The organism is Rhodoferax sp. LS1R11, from assembly GCF_056521395.1.
In genome coordinates, this window is sequence record NZ_JBWMAW010000001.1 from 18,432 (window position 1) to 33,809 (window position 15,378).

Consider the following 15,378-nt stretch of genomic DNA (forward strand, 5'->3'; position numbering starts at 1 on the left):
GATAATGCCCTCATCTTGAAAAAACGCACCAACACCCTCCCTGAAGTCAACTTCTCCGACGAAGGCTCGCTTCGCCACCTGCACCTGGGCACCGAATGGATTCAGGGCTCCATGCTGATGGATGCTCCGACCGAGTTGTTCCACGAATACATTCAGCGCATGATGGCCTGGTTGCTGTTTGTAGAGCCGGACTCGGTGAGCAAGCGCCAGGCCATGCAGCTCGGGCTGGGTGCGGGCTCGCTGACCAAGTTTTGTCACAAAGAACTGCGCATGAAAACCGTGGCCATTGAACTCAATCCGCAGGTGTTGACCGCTTGCCGCGGCTGGTTCAAACTGCCGGCCGACAACACCCGCATGCAGGTGGTGTTGGCTGATGCCGCGCTTGAAATCCAAAACCCCAAGTGGTGGGGCACGGTGGATGCCCTGCAGGTGGACCTGTATGACCACGAGGCCGCTGCGCCTGTGCTCGACAGCTTGCCCTTTTACAACCACTGCAAACGCCTGCTCACGCCCGAGGGCTGCATGACGGTGAACCTGTTTGGCCGGGCCTCCAGTTTCGCGCGCAGCGTTGAAAAGATATCGGCCGCTTTCGGCGCTGACGCGGTATGGGCCTTCAAACCCACACGTGAAGGCAATACCGTGGTGCTGGCCCAATGCACCCCGAGCCGCCCCAAGCGGGAGCTGCTGATGCCGCGTGCCGAAGTCATCCAGGCCCAATGGGGCCTGCCTGCCACCAAGTGGGTGCGCGTCTTCAAACCCATGGTGTCATGACCGGCGCTGCCCACCCCAAGGCGCCTGCCAAAGTGGCGTTTGCCGGCCCGCTGGACTGGCGCGTGCTGGTGCAGTGGCTGCACAGCGACGGCGTGATCAGCGTGGAGGAGGCACAGCGCATCACCGCGCGTTGTGCCCAGGCCGAGAGCGTGCAGCACCCGCTGGTGCGGCTGGCCAGTGTGTCGGTGCGCCGTGCCAGTGATGACAAACCCCTGGACATCGAGTTGCTGACCCAGTGGGTGGCCAAGCGCGCCGGGCTGGACTATTTGCGCATTGACCCGCTCAAGGTCGATGTGGGCAAGGTGGCAGACACCATGAGCGCGGCTTATGCCGAGCGCCACAAGATATTGCCGGTGCAGGTAACGCCTACTGAAGTGGTGGTGGCGACCACCGAGCCTTTCATCATTGACTGGGTGGCTGAGGTGGAGCGCCAGTCGCGCCGCCGGGTGCGCCGGGTGGTGGCGAGTCCGCAGGAAATTCATCGGTTCACGGCCGAGTTTTTTGCGCTGGCCAAATCGGTGCGGGCGGCCAACAAGGCCGGTGGCAACAGCGGTGGCGCCAGCTTTGAGCAACTGGTGGAGTTGGGCAAGACCAACAAGCAGCTCGACGCCAACGACCAGGGTGTTGTGCAGGTGGTGGACTGGCTGTGGCAGTACGCGTTTGACCAGCGCGCCAGCGACATTCACCTGGAGCCGCGGCGCGAGCAGGGCGTGATCCGTTTTCGCATTGACGGCGTGCTGCACCCGGTGTACCAGATGCCCATGGGCGTGCTCAACGCCATGACGGCGCGCATCAAGTTGCTGGGCCGCATGGACGTGGTGGAAAAGCGCCGCCCGCAGGACGGCCGCATCAAGACCCGCAACCCGCGCGGTGACGAGATCGAGATGCGTATCTCCACTTTGCCCACCGCCTTTGGCGAGAAGATGGTGATGCGGATTTTTGATCCCGACAACGCAGTGAAGGATCTGGACGCGCTGGGTTTTGCTGCGCACGACGCGCAGCGCTGGGAGGCCTTGGTCAAGCGCCCCTACGGCATCATTCTGGTGACCGGCCCCACCGGTTCCGGCAAGACCACCACGCTGTATTCCACGCTCAAACGCGTGGCCACCGAAGAGGTGAACGTGAGCACGGTGGAAGACCCGATCGAGATGATCGAGCCGTCCTTCAACCAGACGCAGGTGCAGACCCAGCTTGACTTTGGTTTTCCTGAAGGGTTGCGGGCCCTCATGCGCCAGGATCCTGACATCATCATGGTCGGCGAGATCCGCGACCAGCAAACGGCCGAAATGGCGGTGCAGGCGGCGCTCACGGGCCATTTGGTGTTCTCCACCCTGCACACCAATGATGCGCCCTCGGCGGTCACGAGGCTGATGGAACTCGGTGTGCCGTCCTACCTCATCAACGCCACCTTGCTCGGCGTGCTCGCACAGCGACTGGTACGCACCTTGTGCAAGCTTTGCAAAGTGCCTGATCCTGATGCCACGCGGGAGGTGCTGGCCGAGATCGTCAAGCCATGGCAGATCAATGGTGGTTACAAACCCTTCAAGCCTGTGGGGTGTGTGGACTGTCGCATGACCGGTTTCATGGGTCGCATGGGTTTGTATGAGTTGCTGGTGGTCACGGAAGCCTTTAAGGAAAAGATCAACCGCGAGCCCAACACCGATGCGCTCAAACGCCAGGCCGTGATGGATGGCATGCGCCCCTTGCGGCTCGCCGGGGCCCTGCGGGTGGCTGAAGGGCTGACGGTGGTTGAAGAAGTGCTGGCCTCCACACCGCCGCTGACCTGAGCCCGGGGAATGCTTCATAGGTGAAATCCACATGCCTGTGGGGTGGCTTTACCGTGCAGAATTGGCTGTTCGTATTATTCGAGGAGCCAAAAAATGAATATCAAGAGTCAAAAAGACTTTTTCTCCGGCCTGCTGTTCATGGGCGTCGGCATTGCCTTTGCCTGGGGTGCCACCACCTACAGCGTTGGCACCGGTGCCCGCATGGGTCCGGGTTACTTTCCACTGGTGCTGGGTGTGTTGATGGCCGTGTTGGGGTCTGTGATCACCTTCAAGGCCATGGTTGTGGAAACCGAAGACGGTGAAAAAATTGGAGCGTGGGCCTTGAAGCCCCTGTTCTTCATCATCGCTGCCAACCTGGTGTTCGGTCTGGCCTTGGGCGGACTTCCCGCCTTCAAGATCCCCGCCATGGGCCTGATCGTCGGTATCTATGCCCTGACTTTCATCGCCAGTTTGGCCGGTGAAGAGTTCAAACTCAAGGCCGTCGTCATTTTGGCCACCGTGCTGGCCATCATGAGCTACCTGGCCTTCATCGTGCTGCTCAAGCTGCAATTTCCGGTGTGGCCCACCTTCATCACAGGTTAAGGAACTGAACCATGGATCTATTTACTAACCTGGCGCTTGGTTTTGGCGTGGCCTTCACGCCGATCAACCTCATGTATGCGTTCGTCGGCTGCCTGCTGGGCACGCTGATTGGCGTTCTGCCCGGCATTGGCCCTCTGGCCACCATTGCCATGCTGTTGCCTGCCACCTATGCATTGCCACCGGTGTCGGCGCTCATCATGTTGGCCGGTATTTACTATGGCGCCCAATACGGCGGCTCCACCACCGCCATTCTGGTCAACCTGCCCGGTGAGTCTTCGTCGGTAGTGACGGTGATTGATGGCTACCAGATGGCGCGTCAGGGCAGGGCAGGCCCGGCGCTGGCCGCTGCCGGTTTGGGCTCTTTCTTTGCAGGCTGCGTGGGGACGCTGGTGCTGGCCGCTTTTGCCGTGCCCTTGACCGAGGTGGCCTTCAAGTTTGGCCCGGCAGAGTATTTCTCCCTGATGATTCTGGGCTTGATCGGTGCGGTGGTGCTGGCCTCCGGTTCGCTGCTCAAAGCGGTCGGCATGATCTTGCTGGGCTTGTTGCTGGGGCTGGTGGGAACTGACGTGAATTCGGGTGTGGCCCGCTTCAGTTTTGACATCCCCGAGTTGACCGATGGCATCGGTTTCATCGTGATTGCCATGGGCGTGTTCGGCTACGGCGAGATCATCAGCAACCTGGGCAAGCATGAGAGCGAGCGTGAGGTGTTCACGGCCAATGTGAAGGGTTTGTTGCCCAACAAGCAGGATTTCAAGCGCATGGTGCCCGCAGTGTTGCGCGGTACGGCACTCGGCTCGGTCCTGGGGATCTTGCCTGGCGGCGGTGCCGTGATGGCGGCCTTTGCGGCCTACACCATCGAGAAGAAAACCAAGCTTCAACCTGGCGAAGTGCCATTTGGCAAGGGCAATATACGTGGCGTGGCAGCGCCTGAAGCAGCCAATAACGCTGCGTCGCAAACGTCGTTTATTCCCTTGCTGACCCTGGGCATTCCGCCCAATGCCGTGATGGCCTTGATGGTGGGTGCGATGACCATCCACAACATCCAGCCGGGTCCTCAGGTGATGACCAGCAACCCCGAGTTGTTCTGGGGCCTGATTGCCTCCATGTGGATTGGCAATGCGATGCTGATCATCCTGAACCTGCCGTTGATCGGCATCTGGATCAAGCTGCTGAGCGTGCCTTACCGCTGGTTGTTTCCTGCCATTGTGTTGTTCTGCGCCATTGGCGTGTATTCGACCAACAACAACACCTGGGACATCTGGATGGTGGGCCTGTTTGGTATTGTTGGCTATACGTTTATCAAGCTGGGCATGGAGCCGGCGCCCTTGTTGCTGGGCTTCATCCTGGGGCCCATGATGGAAGAAAACCTGCGCCGGGCCCTGTTGCTCTCGCGTGGTGACTGGAGCGTGTTTGTGACGCGTGGTCTGTCGGCCAGCTTGCTCGCAGTTGCGGCCTTGTTGCTGGTGATTGTGTTGCTGCCGTCGATCAAGAAGAAACGCGAAGAGGCGTTTGTCGAAGACTGACCCTTGTCCGGTCAATGAAAAGGCACCTTCGGGTGCCTTTTTTTTAGCCTTGCTACGAAGGTGCTGCGGCACAGTTATTGCGGTAGTCGGGGAAGAACAATCGTCTGTGCCGGTACGGCACAATGACAGCTCAAGGAACTTTCATGCAACTCACGCCTCATCTGCACCAGCACCCCCAACGCGCCACGCTGCACAATGAAATTCACGCCCGGCCGCCGCAGGCGCTGGTGGCGCCACTGGCCATCTCGCATGTGGTCATGGTGTGTGATGCCGCCCAGCGCGCCGCCAGCCGGGCGCACGTGGAGACCTTGCTGCGGGAGCACCATCTGCCCTTGCCGGACGCGCAGTCCAGCCACTTCCGCATGGACATGGGGCAATTTCATATCCGCTGGGAACTGCACACCGAGTTTGTTACCTGGACCTTCATGTGCCCGCTGCCTGCCGAGCGGATGGGCGACCAGCAGCCCGTTCGCGCCCTTGATGCCGTGCCGCAGGAATGGTTCGCCCGCCTGCCCGGTGAATGCCTCTCCAGCTTGCACGTCTGGGTTCTGTCCATGCAGGAACCCCATACAGCGGTCGTGGTCAAGCAGATGCTGATGGACGACACCCTGGTGGCGTCCAGTGTGGCGGGCAACGCAGGCGAGGTCTACACTGACTTTGCCATTCATGCCGACGGTTTTTCTCGCATGGTCTTGCTGGCGGGTGATCTGTCGCCGCGCCGTCTGGGCCGCTTGGTGCAGCGTTTGCTGGAGATTGAAACCTACCGCATGGCGGCCCTGCTGGGCCTGCCCGCAGCGCGCGATGCAACGTTTGTTTTGTCAAGCGCCGAGCGTGAGTTGGCCGAACTGGCCAGTGCCATTCGCAGCGCCACGCGCGATGACGAGCCCTTGTTACTGGACCGGCTGACCAAGCTGGCAGGACAGGTCGAAAGCCAGCATGCCGCCACCCACTCGCGGCTGTCAGCCAGCGTGGCCTATTTTGAGCTGGTGGACAAACGCATCAGCGAGATCAACGAGTCGGTGCTGCTTGGCATGCAGACCATTGCCGAGTTCATGGACCGTCGCCTGTCCCCGGCGCGCAGCACCTGCGAGTGGGTCACCCGGCGGCAAGATGCCTTGTCACAACGTGTGTCACGCATCAGCAACCTGCTGCGCACCCGTGTCGAAATTGAACAGCAGCAAAGCAGCCAGGCCTTGTTGGCCACCATGAACAGCCGCCAGGACCTGCAGCTCAAGCTGCAGTCCACGGTGGAGGGTCTGTCGGTCGCGGCCATCACCTATTACATCGTCGGCTTGGTGAGCTATATGGCGAAAGGCGCGCATGTGCTGGGGTGGCCGGTGAGCGCCGAGGGAACCGCTGCGGCGGCCATTCCGTTTGTGGCGTTTGGGGTCTGGTGGTCTTTGCGGCGGTTGCACCACCGGCTGTTCAAAGGCTGAGATGGATTTCAACTTCAGCAACCCCTATACCTCGACGCGCCTGCCGCTGTTTGCCCGCAATGTGGTGTCCACCTCGCACCCCCTGGGCGCGCAGGCGGGCCTGCGCATGCTGCACCAAGGTGGGAATGCGGTGGATGCTGCGGTGGCTGCGGCGGCGGCCATGACGGTACTGGAGCCGGTGAGCAACGGCTTGGGCAGTGATGCGTTTTGCCTGGTGTGGGACGGCCAGGCACTGCAGGGTTTGAATGCTTCGGGGCGCGCGCCGCAGGCCTGGACGCCGGCGTATTTTCAAAAAAAATATGGTGACGCTGTCCAGACGCCGCCCAAGCGGGGCATTGATTCGGTCACCGTGCCCGGTGCCGTGAGTGGCTGGGTGGCCTTGAGTGAGCGTTTTGGCAAATTGCCGTTTGCACAACTGATGGCTCCGGCCATTGAATTGGCCGAGCGCGGTTATCTGGTGCCGCCTGTGGTGCAGCAAAAATGGGCCGCGCCCATCGAAGAGCTCCAGGGCCTGCCGGGTTTTGCCACCGCCTTTTTGCCGCATGGACGTGCGCCGCGGGTGGGAGAGTTTTTTCAGTTTCCAGCCGCAGCGCGTGGTCTGCGGGCCATCGCGGCGACCCAAGGTGACGCGTTTTACACGGGCGAGATCGCCCAGGCGCTGGCCGGTTTCTCGACGCAACAGGGGGGCAGCCTGACCCTGCAGGACCTGGCCGCACACCGCCCCGAGTGGGTCACCCCCATTGCCCAAAACTACCGCGGTTACACGCTGCACGAAATTCCGCCCAGCGGGCAAGGCATTGCAGCCCTGATCGCGCTGGGCATTCTGGACCAGTTTGATGTGAAGGGCCTGGCCGTGGACGGCGTGGATTCACAGCACCTGCAAATTGAAGCCATGAAGCTCGCATTTGCCGATGTGTACCGTTTTGTGGCAGACCCATCGAGCATGGAAGTCACCGTGGCGCAGCTGTTGGACCCGGCCTACCTCGCCTCTAGGGCGAAGCTGATCGACATGACCCGGGCGCAAGATTTCAAGGCGGGCAGCCCGCAGGACCCGCACCGCACCGGCGGCACGATTTACCTGACCGCGGCGGACGAGAGCGGCATGATGGTGAGCTTTATCCAGAGCAACTACATGGGCTTTGGCTCGGGCTGTGTGGAGCCCGGCTTTGGCATCAGCCTGCAAAATCGGGGCCATGGCTTCAGCCTGAACCCGGCCAGCCCGAACGTGGTGGCGCCGGGCAAGCGGCCGTTTCACACCATCATTCCGGCCTTCCTCACGAAAGACGGCCAGCCGGTGATGAGCTTTGGCGTGATGGGCGCCAACATGCAGCCCCAAGGCCATGTGCAGACGCTGGTGCGCATGCTGGACCATGGCCAAAGCCCGCAAGCCGCCTGCGATGCGCCACGCTGGCGTTTCAATAACGGGCTGGAGATCAATGTCGAGGCGTCGATGAATGCGGCCACCGTGCAGGGCCTGTCCGGGCGCGGCCACCAGGTGGGCGTGATTCAGGACTCGTATCAGGACTTTGGCGCGGGCCAGTTCATCTGGCGCGCCGGTGACCCCGCCGTGCAGGGCTACGTGGCCGCCAGCGATGCCCGCCGTGATGGGCAGGCGGTCGGGTTTTGACCGTGTCCTGCCTCCATTATTTATATAAAAAGTGCCTCTAGCCCATATGCATCAAGCGCAAGTAGCTACTAAAAATATAGCAAATGGATTGATCTTGGCTGTGTTGGGCTCCATTGCCTTCAGCGGCAAGGCCATCATCGTCAAGCTGGCGTACCGGCACGGGGTGGACGCGGTCACGCTCATCATGTACCGCATGCTGTTTGCGCTGCCGATTTTTGCGGTCATGGCCTGGTGGGCCAGTCGCGGTAAGCCACCGCTCACGCGCAAGGACTGGCTGGGCATTCTGGGTTTGGGCGTGACCGGGTATTACCTGGCCAGCTTTCTGGACTTCGCCGGGTTGGCCTACATCAGCGCCTCACTGGAGCGGCTGATTTTGTACCTCAATCCCACGCTGGTGCTGCTGCTGGGCTTGGTGCTTTACCAACGCAAAATCCAGCGCCAACAAGTACTGGGCATGGCCATCAGCTATGGCGGGGTGTTGCTGGTGTTTGGTCATGAAATCACGCTGGCCGGTGCCGATGTGGCGCTGGGTGCGCTGCTGGTGTTTCTCAGCGCGATCAGTTACGCGCTGTACCTGACCTTCAGCGGCGAGATGGTGCGCCGGCTCGGGTCTTTGCGACTGGTGGGCCTGGCCACCACGGTGGCCTGCCTGTTGTGCATTGCCCAGTTTGTGCTGCTGCGCCCCTTGAGCGCCGCCGCCGTGGCGCCGGAGGTCATTTGGCTCTCGGTACTGAACGCCATTGCCTGCACCGCTGTGCCGGTGCTGGTCGTGATGATGGCGATTGAGCGCATTGGTGCGGGCCTGACGGCCCAGACCGGCATGGTGGGCCCCATGTCCACCATCCTGATGGGCGTGGTGATTCTGGGGGAACCCTTCACGGCCTGGGTGGCGGCGGGCACGGTGCTGGTCATCGCCGGCATATTTGTATTCACCCGCAGTGGGCGTTCCGCCCCGGGTCATTGAAACCAAAGGAGATATTCACATGGATTTGGGCATTGCAGGAAAATGGGCGCTGGTCTGCGGCGCCAGCAAGGGGCTGGGGTTTGGGTGCGCCCAGGCGCTGGTGCAAGAAGGCGTGAATGTTCTGATCGTCGCCCGAGGCGCTGAGGCGCTGCAGGCGGCTGCTACTAAATTAATAGCTGACTCCGCACGTCCTGCGGGCGCTACAGTCCAATTTGTTGCTGCAGACATCACCACGGTTGAGGGCCGTGAGGCGGTTTTTGCGGTGCGCCGCGAGTTTGACATCGTGGTGACCAATGCCGGAGGCCCACCCACCGGCGACTTTCGCGATTGGGACCGTGATGCCTGGATGAAGGCCGTGGACGCCAACATGCTCACGCCGATCGAACTCATCAAGGCAACCGTCGATGGCATGGCGGCGCGCGGGTTTGGCCGCATCATCAACATCACGTCCAGCGCGGTGAAGGCGCCCATTGATATTTTGGGCCTCTCCAACGGCGCGCGCAGCGGACTGACCGGGTTTGTGGCGGGCGTGTCGCGCAGCAAGTTGGCCGCGCAGGGCGTCACCATGAACAACTTGCTGCCCGGGGCGTTTGACACCGACCGGCTCAAGGGCACGATGCAAGGGGCAGCCCAAAAAACAGGTCAACCCATTGAAGCGATTGCCGAGGCGCGGCGCAAGACGATCCCGGCTCAGCGCTTTGGTCATGTGGAAGAGTTTGGCGCGATCTGTGCTTTTCTGTGCAGCGTGCAAGCGGGCTACATCAATGGGCAAAACGTGCTCGCGGATGGGGGGGCGTACCCCGGTACATTCTGACCTGTTCGTCTTGTTCAACCGGAGGATGGTGATGTTCGAATTTGCTGTGAAGCGCGTGGCCCGTGGGCTGCGCCATACCTTGGCCCTCAGCGCCTTGTTGCTGGGCACGGTGGCCCAGGCCGAGAGTGCACCCATTCGTTTGCTGGTCGGTTTTCCGGCAGGCGGGGGAACGGACGCGATTGCCCGCACCCTGGCCGAGAAGTTGAAAGACCAGTTGGGGACCTCGGTGATCGTCGAGAACCGTGCGGGGGCGGGTGGCCAGATTGCGGCCCAGGCCCTGAAGGCCGCGCCAGCGGACGGCAACACCTTTTTTCTGTCGCATGACCACACGATTTCCATCCTGCCGCTGGTGGTGAAAAACCCGGGGTTCGATCCGGCACGCGACTTTGTAGCGGTGGCCGGGTTTGCCACCTTTGTCAATGCACTGGCTGTCTCCGGCGGTACGCCTGCCAGGTCGATGAATGAGTACGTCACCTGGGTGCGCAGCCAGGGCGCAGGCAAGGGCACGGTTGGCGTGCCCGCGCCGGCTTCGGTCCCCGAGTTTTTGGTCAAGGTCATTGGGCAAAAGTATGCGTTGGACCTTCAGGCCGCACCCTACCGGGGCAGCGCGCCGATGATGGCGGACATGCTGGGCAACCAGATCAATGCCGGCGTGGCGTCCGTGCCGGATTTCATTGAGAACCACAAGGCCGGCAAGGTCCGCATCGTGGCGGTGCTGGGCGGTACGCGCCAGGCTGCCCTGCCGGACGTGCCGACCCTCGCCGAGTTGGGTTTGGCGAGTTTTGAAGATGTTCCTTATTACGGCATTTTTGCCCCAACCGGCACACCCAAGGCCGCGATCGAGAAGTTTTCCGAGGCGGTGGCCAAGGTCGTCGCCCTGCCCGAGATGCGCGATCGCTTGATGGGCATGGGCTTGACCGTGGGCTACATGTCCCCCCAGCAACTGACCACCCGTGAGCATGCCTATGCCCAGACGTGGGCCCGCATCATCAAGACCAGCGGATTCCAGGCACAGTGAGGTTTTCAGCGAGGCCGGCCGCAGCGCCGGGCCGCCCCAAGCAAGGCCAGCCCCCTCGGGGGGCAGCGCAGTACACGCAGTGACAAGCGTGGGGGCTTCCCTCTCAGCGGCGCGATGACACCACGATGCCACCCACAATCAGGGCAAAGGCGAGCACGTGGTACAGCCGCGGTGTCTCGCCGAGGAACGCACTGGAAAGAACAGCCGTAAACAGTGGCGTCAGGTTGGAAAAGAACCCTGCCGCAGCCGGCCCCGCGCGCGCCACGCCAGCGCCCCAGGCCCTGAACGCGATCAGCGCCGGGCCGAGCGCAATAAAGACCAGAGCGGCTGCCAGCGGCCAGCTCCAGCTGATGTGGGCCTTGCCCAGCGCCCATTCGCTGCCTGCGAACAAGCCTGACCAAGCCAGACCAAAAGCCATCTGGGCGAGCAAAAAGGCGGACCAATTGGTCCGGATAGCCGGTGGCTCCGTGGTGGGGTGTGCCAGCATCCAGCTGTAATAGGCCCAGGAGGCCGATGCGATCAACACATACACGTCCCCCGGCACCAGATGCACCTGCAACAACAACTCAAGCTGGCCACGACACAACACGAGCATCACGCCGGCCACCGACAGGGCCGCACCCAGCCACTGACGCACCGAGATGCGTACACCAAAAAACAGGCGCCCGCTCACCAGCATCCAGATGGGCGTGCTGGATCCCACCAGGGTGACATTGATCGGAGTCGAGGTGTTCAGGGCCAGGTAGAGCAAGGCGTTGTATGCCCCCACACTGAGCAGCCCCAGCAGCGAAAAGCGTCGCCAGCTGCGCCACAGCGGGCTGGCCGGCCGCAACACGGCGCCAGCCAGGGGCAGGAGCAAGGCGAAGGCCAGCAGCCAGCGCAAAAAGTTCAGTGTCATGGGCGACACCATGGGGCTCACGAGCCGGCCTACCACGGCGTTGCCCGCCCACATCAAGGGCGGCAGGGTGAGCAGGAGGGCTGCAGTGGGTGTCAGTTTGGCGTGCATGGCAGGACTGTAGCAAGCAGCCCTTCAAATCCCGCCAAAGGTGAGGGCTTGCCAAACAGATAGCCCTGGTACAGATTGCAGCCGTGCAGCGCCAGAAATTCCTGTTGCGCCACGGTCTCCACGCCTTCGGCAATCACCTCCAGCCCGAGGTTGCGGGCCATGCCGATGATGGTTTGCACAATCACGCCGTCCGTGCGCCGGATACCGATGTTGCGAACAAAAGACTGGTCAATCTTGAGTTGATCCAGCGGCAGACGCGTCAGGTAGGCCAGTGACGAGTGGCCGGTACCAAAGTCATCGACTGAAAACTGCACGCCCAGGGCTTTGAGCTCACGCATCTTGGTGATGGTGTCTTCCACGCTGACCAGCACCAGGGATTCGGTCAGCTCGAGTTTGAGTAAGTGGGGTTTGACGCCCGTTTCATGCATGATGTTGGCCACCTGGTCCACAAACGCAGTCTGGCGCAGTTGGCGCGCGCTGACGTTGACGGACAGCTGCAGGTCCCCGTAGCGTTCGTCATCCTGCCAGACCGCGAGTTGCTCGCAGGCTGTGCGCAGCACCCACTCACCGATCAGCATGATCAATTCGCTTTCTTCGGCCACGGGAATGAACTCGGCGGGCGACACCATGCCCCGCACCGGGTGTTTCCAGCGGATCAGTACTTCGGCCCCCACCACCTGTCCTGCCAGCTGCAGCTGGGGCTGGTAATAGAGTTCGAACTGATTGAGTGCCAGCGCGGCACGCAAGTCGTCTTCCAGCCGGGCGCGCGCGGAGATGGCGGCTTGCATTTGAGGGTCGAAGAAGCACAAGGCGTTGCGTCCGGTGGCCTTGACCTGGTACATGGCGATGTCGGCCTGGCGCAGCAGATCGGTGGCCGAGATGGCGTCCCCCACAAACAACGCGGCCCCCACACTGGGGGTGCTGTGGTAGTCCTGCGAAGCCAGTTGATACGGTTGGTTGAGCCGTTCAAGAATTTTTTCACCAATGCGTTTGGCCAGCGTGGCTGCTTCCTGCATGTGCGGTGAGAGGTCTTCAAGCATCAACACAAATTCGTCGCCGCCCAGGCGGGAAACGGTGTCTTCCTTACGCACACAGGCCTTGAGCCGCTCGGCGACTTGCTGCAGCAGCAGGTCGCCCACTTCATGGCCCAGGGTGTCATTGAGGTTCTTGAAGTGGTCCAGATCCAGAAACAGCAACGCACCATGGTGTCCTGTCCGGGTGCTGCTGCTCAGCGCATGTTGCAGTCGGTCCATCAATAACCGGCGGTTGGGCAACCCGGTCAAGGGGTCAAAAAAAGCCAGTTGCTCAATTTCGGCGGCTGCAGTACGCAGTTCGGTCATGTCCTGGTAGACGATGACGGTGCCACCCTGAGGGGTACGCCGTTCGGTGATGTGGATGATCTTGCCGTCGGGCAAGCGTTGCTCGTGCGTGCCTTGCGCGGTGACCTGCAGGGCGAGGCGGCGCTGTATCCAGCCCTGCCGATCAGTCTCGTCACCCCGGGGCATCAGATTTTTTGCGGCGATATCAAGCAGCCCCTGAAACGGCATCAGCGGCGCGATGACGCCCTCCATCCAGGGGTAAATCTCATGAAACCTGCGATTCCAGCTGATGACCCTGTCTTCCGGGTCCAGCAGCACAAAGCCACTCACCATCGATTCCAGCGCCTGGTCCAGCGCTGCCTTGGATTGCGTGATGGTCGATCGGGCCTGCCGCAGGCGGGTCAGGTACTGCGAGGTAAACGCACCGGCTGTCAGAATCATCAAGGCGAAAACGAGGGAAACACCCAGAATGAAATTGCGCTGTACGCGCCAGTCAGCCAGCGCAGCGCCCACGGGAATGCCTGCGGTGAGCAACAGGTCACGGTAGAGAATAGGCCTTGCCACCAAAATGGCATCCTGACCACTGAGCCGCGCCGGCATCCGTAGCGCCTGAAAGGAATCAATCTGCTGGACCAAGGCAGGCAGCCGAGTTGACGCCGCCAGTTGCTCGTGGGCGGGAACGCTGGCGAGCAACTGCCCGTCATTGCGTTCCAGTGTCACTTCGAGCCCGCTGATGTCGACCCCTTGAACCATGATGGTCGTCAACAGCGTCACGGGGACTTCGGCCACCGCCAGTATCTTGGTGCTATCGGCGATTTTGAGCCAGCGTGCCAGGTAGAGCACATGCTCCGAGGTGGCAAAGCTCACCACCGGTGCGCTGACAATCAGCGTCGACACAGGTTGGCCCATGGCCTGGTCGACAAAGCCGGCCGGCAGGCTCATGCTCAGTTGCGCCCCGCTGGGGTCTGAGGAGGTGATCACATGCCCCTGTGTGTCGACCAGGGCGACATAGCGCACCATCATGTTCTGGTTGACGGCGCCCCGCATGAGCCGGTTGGACGATGTGGGCTCGATCCAGTCTGACACCAGCGCGGACAGTTGCAGCAAGTCATCCATGCTGGCCAGCAACACATCGACGCCCAAAAAGGTCCGGTTGATCGCGGTTTCAGCGCCGCTCACAAAACGTGTGGCCTGCGCTTCACTGTCCGCCAGCGCACCCTGACGCAGGTTCCAGACCAGGCTTGAGGCGAACAGCCCCAGCACGAGCAGGAACATGCCCAGCAGCCCCAGTACCCAGGTTCTTGCCTTGACGGGATTGGGACTTGTCATTTCGTGAGTTGTGCCTTGATGCCGCTCACGGGGCCAATCGTCTGGTTCCAGATGTCTTCACATCGTCCGTTGCAGCGTTGCAGCCAATGCGGCAGAACCGTGGTCGAGAAAATTTCCTGGCGCCGACGTTCGTCCTGCGGGGACAGCGGCACTTCAATCATCTGCCCTTTGCGGCCCGTGCTGCAGGAAGGGGCCCCTTTGTTGCAGGCCAGACCCTCGGCCGTTTCGCGTTCACTTTCACTCCAAATCATCGCTTCAAGTTTAGGCAACTCCCGGCTGAGCAAAGCCCGCAAATCCGGATGGAGGGCATTCCACGCTGCCTGGTTAGCGCCAAAGACGGCGATTCCCCAGTTCACAGGCAGCGTGTGAATGTATTTCGTCGCCTCATGCAGGCCGAGTGTATTGCCCGTCATGGTGCCGGTGATGGCGCACTCGGTGTTGCCTGAGGCCAGGCTGGGCATGATCTGGGCAAAGCCGGTCAGGACCGGCACGCCGCCCAAAGCGGACACAAAATCCGATTGGGTGGATGAGGAAACACGGATACGCCGCCCGGCCAGATCTGCCAGACCGGCGAGGGCTTGTTTGCAAAACACCACCTGTGCAGGGTAGATGTAAATGGCCAGGGTCTCTATACCCTGGCGTTCGCGAAGCGATTTTTCCAGATAGGGCCGGAACGCAGCGACAGATTTTTTGAGGCTGGCTATATTGGGGTTGAGTCCGGCAAGATCCGGTGCAATGTATTCGGGGTATTGGTTCGACATCGAACTGAGTAGCGCGGTGCCGAACGACACGACGCCAAGTTGCATCAGCCGCACCATGTCGCTGCCCGGAACGCCCGCGCGGTCAAAGGGGACGATGTCGGCCTCGAATTTGCCACCGCTGAGGCGCGACAGTTCTTTGGTCCAAAAAGGTTCTTCGTTGCGCGTGTACTGATTGAGGCCGGCCAGCCCGCCCACAATGCGCAATTTTTGCAAGGGAGCGGTTTGGGCTGGTGTCTGAGCCAGTGACAAACCGGCGCAAAAAAGCAGCGCAACGCCAGCTGCTGTCGCGAGGCGACGCAACAGGCGTTGCGGCGTTTTTGCCTGAGGTACGGATTTATCCACCATAGTCATCCCACGGATATCGACTGATTCTTCAGAAAGTTAAGGTTTTTGAATCGCACGTGAGCAGGGTATTCCCGATTTCCATCCTCGCGGTTGATG

At 61.4% G+C, this 15,378-nt stretch carries 12 protein-coding genes; 9 read left to right on the top strand and 3 right to left on the bottom strand.

All coding sequences use genetic code 11. The features are described from left to right. Nucleotides 1-12 precede the first annotated feature (12 nt). From AC097N_RS00100 to AC097N_RS00140, 9 genes are all read left to right on the top strand, one after another. Nucleotides 13-771 (top strand): class I SAM-dependent methyltransferase, encoded by a 759-nt coding sequence (locus tag AC097N_RS00100; protein ID WP_479579179.1) that lies wholly within the window; start codon nt 13-15, stop codon nt 769-771. After that, nucleotides 768-2,558, top strand: a complete 1,791-nt coding sequence (gene tfpB, locus AC097N_RS00105; protein WP_479578703.1) for a type IV pilus assembly ATPase TfpB — start codon at nt 768-770, stop codon at nt 2,556-2,558. The genes AC097N_RS00100 and tfpB overlap by 4 nt, the downstream gene beginning before the upstream one ends. Nucleotides 2,559-2,651: 93 nt before the next feature. Next, the gene (locus tag AC097N_RS00110) at nt 2,652-3,140 is read left to right on the top strand and encodes a tripartite tricarboxylate transporter TctB family protein (protein ID WP_479578704.1); all 489 of its coding nucleotides are present in this window, start codon (nt 2,652-2,654) and stop codon (nt 3,138-3,140) included. Nucleotides 3,141-3,151: 11 nt separating this feature from the next. Next, on the top strand, nt 3,152-4,663 hold the full coding sequence (locus tag AC097N_RS00115) for a tripartite tricarboxylate transporter permease (protein ID WP_479578705.1): 1,512 nt from the start codon (nt 3,152-3,154) through the stop codon (nt 4,661-4,663). 143 nt (nt 4,664-4,806) lie between these two features. Then, a complete protein-coding gene (locus AC097N_RS00120; protein WP_479578706.1) occupies nt 4,807-6,099 on the top strand; it encodes a DUF3422 family protein in 1,293 nt (430 codons plus the stop codon). A 1-nt stretch (nt 6,100) separates the two neighbouring features. Continuing rightward, nucleotides 6,101-7,726, top strand: coding sequence for a gamma-glutamyltransferase family protein (locus AC097N_RS00125; RefSeq protein ID WP_479578707.1), 1,626 nt, complete (start codon nt 6,101-6,103; stop codon nt 7,724-7,726). A 46-nt stretch (nt 7,727-7,772) separates the two neighbouring features. After that, a complete protein-coding gene (locus AC097N_RS00130; protein WP_479578708.1) occupies nt 7,773-8,690 on the top strand; it encodes a DMT family transporter in 918 nt (305 codons plus the stop codon). A 19-nt stretch (nt 8,691-8,709) separates the two neighbouring features. Continuing rightward, on the top strand, nt 8,710-9,504 hold the full coding sequence (locus tag AC097N_RS00135) for an SDR family oxidoreductase (protein ID WP_479578709.1): 795 nt from the start codon (nt 8,710-8,712) through the stop codon (nt 9,502-9,504). A 25-nt stretch (nt 9,505-9,529) separates the two neighbouring features. After that, nucleotides 9,530-10,522, top strand: coding sequence for a Bug family tripartite tricarboxylate transporter substrate binding protein (locus AC097N_RS00140; protein ID WP_479579180.1), 993 nt, complete (start codon nt 9,530-9,532; stop codon nt 10,520-10,522). Between the two features lie 103 nt (nt 10,523-10,625). On the opposite strand, the gene AC097N_RS00145 is transcribed toward AC097N_RS00140, so the two are convergent. The 3 genes from AC097N_RS00145 to AC097N_RS00155 are packed head-to-tail and all read right to left on the bottom strand — an operon-like array spanning nt 10,626 to nt 15,288. Continuing rightward, nucleotides 10,626-11,528 carry a DMT family transporter gene (locus AC097N_RS00145; protein ID WP_479578710.1) on the bottom strand — a complete coding sequence of 301 codons (903 nt, stop codon included), beginning with the start codon at nt 11,526-11,528 and terminating at the stop codon, nt 10,626-10,628. Then, nucleotides 11,513-14,176, bottom strand: a complete 2,664-nt coding sequence (locus AC097N_RS00150) for a bifunctional diguanylate cyclase/phosphodiesterase (RefSeq protein WP_479578711.1) — start codon at nt 14,174-14,176, stop codon at nt 11,513-11,515. Before AC097N_RS00150 ends, AC097N_RS00145 begins: the two co-directional genes overlap by 16 nt. Then, on the bottom strand, nt 14,173-15,288 hold the full coding sequence (locus AC097N_RS00155; protein WP_479578712.1) for a TRAP transporter substrate-binding protein: 1,116 nt from the start codon (nt 15,286-15,288) through the stop codon (nt 14,173-14,175). Before AC097N_RS00155 ends, AC097N_RS00150 begins: the two co-directional genes overlap by 4 nt. Nucleotides 15,289-15,378: the final 90 nt, after the last annotated feature.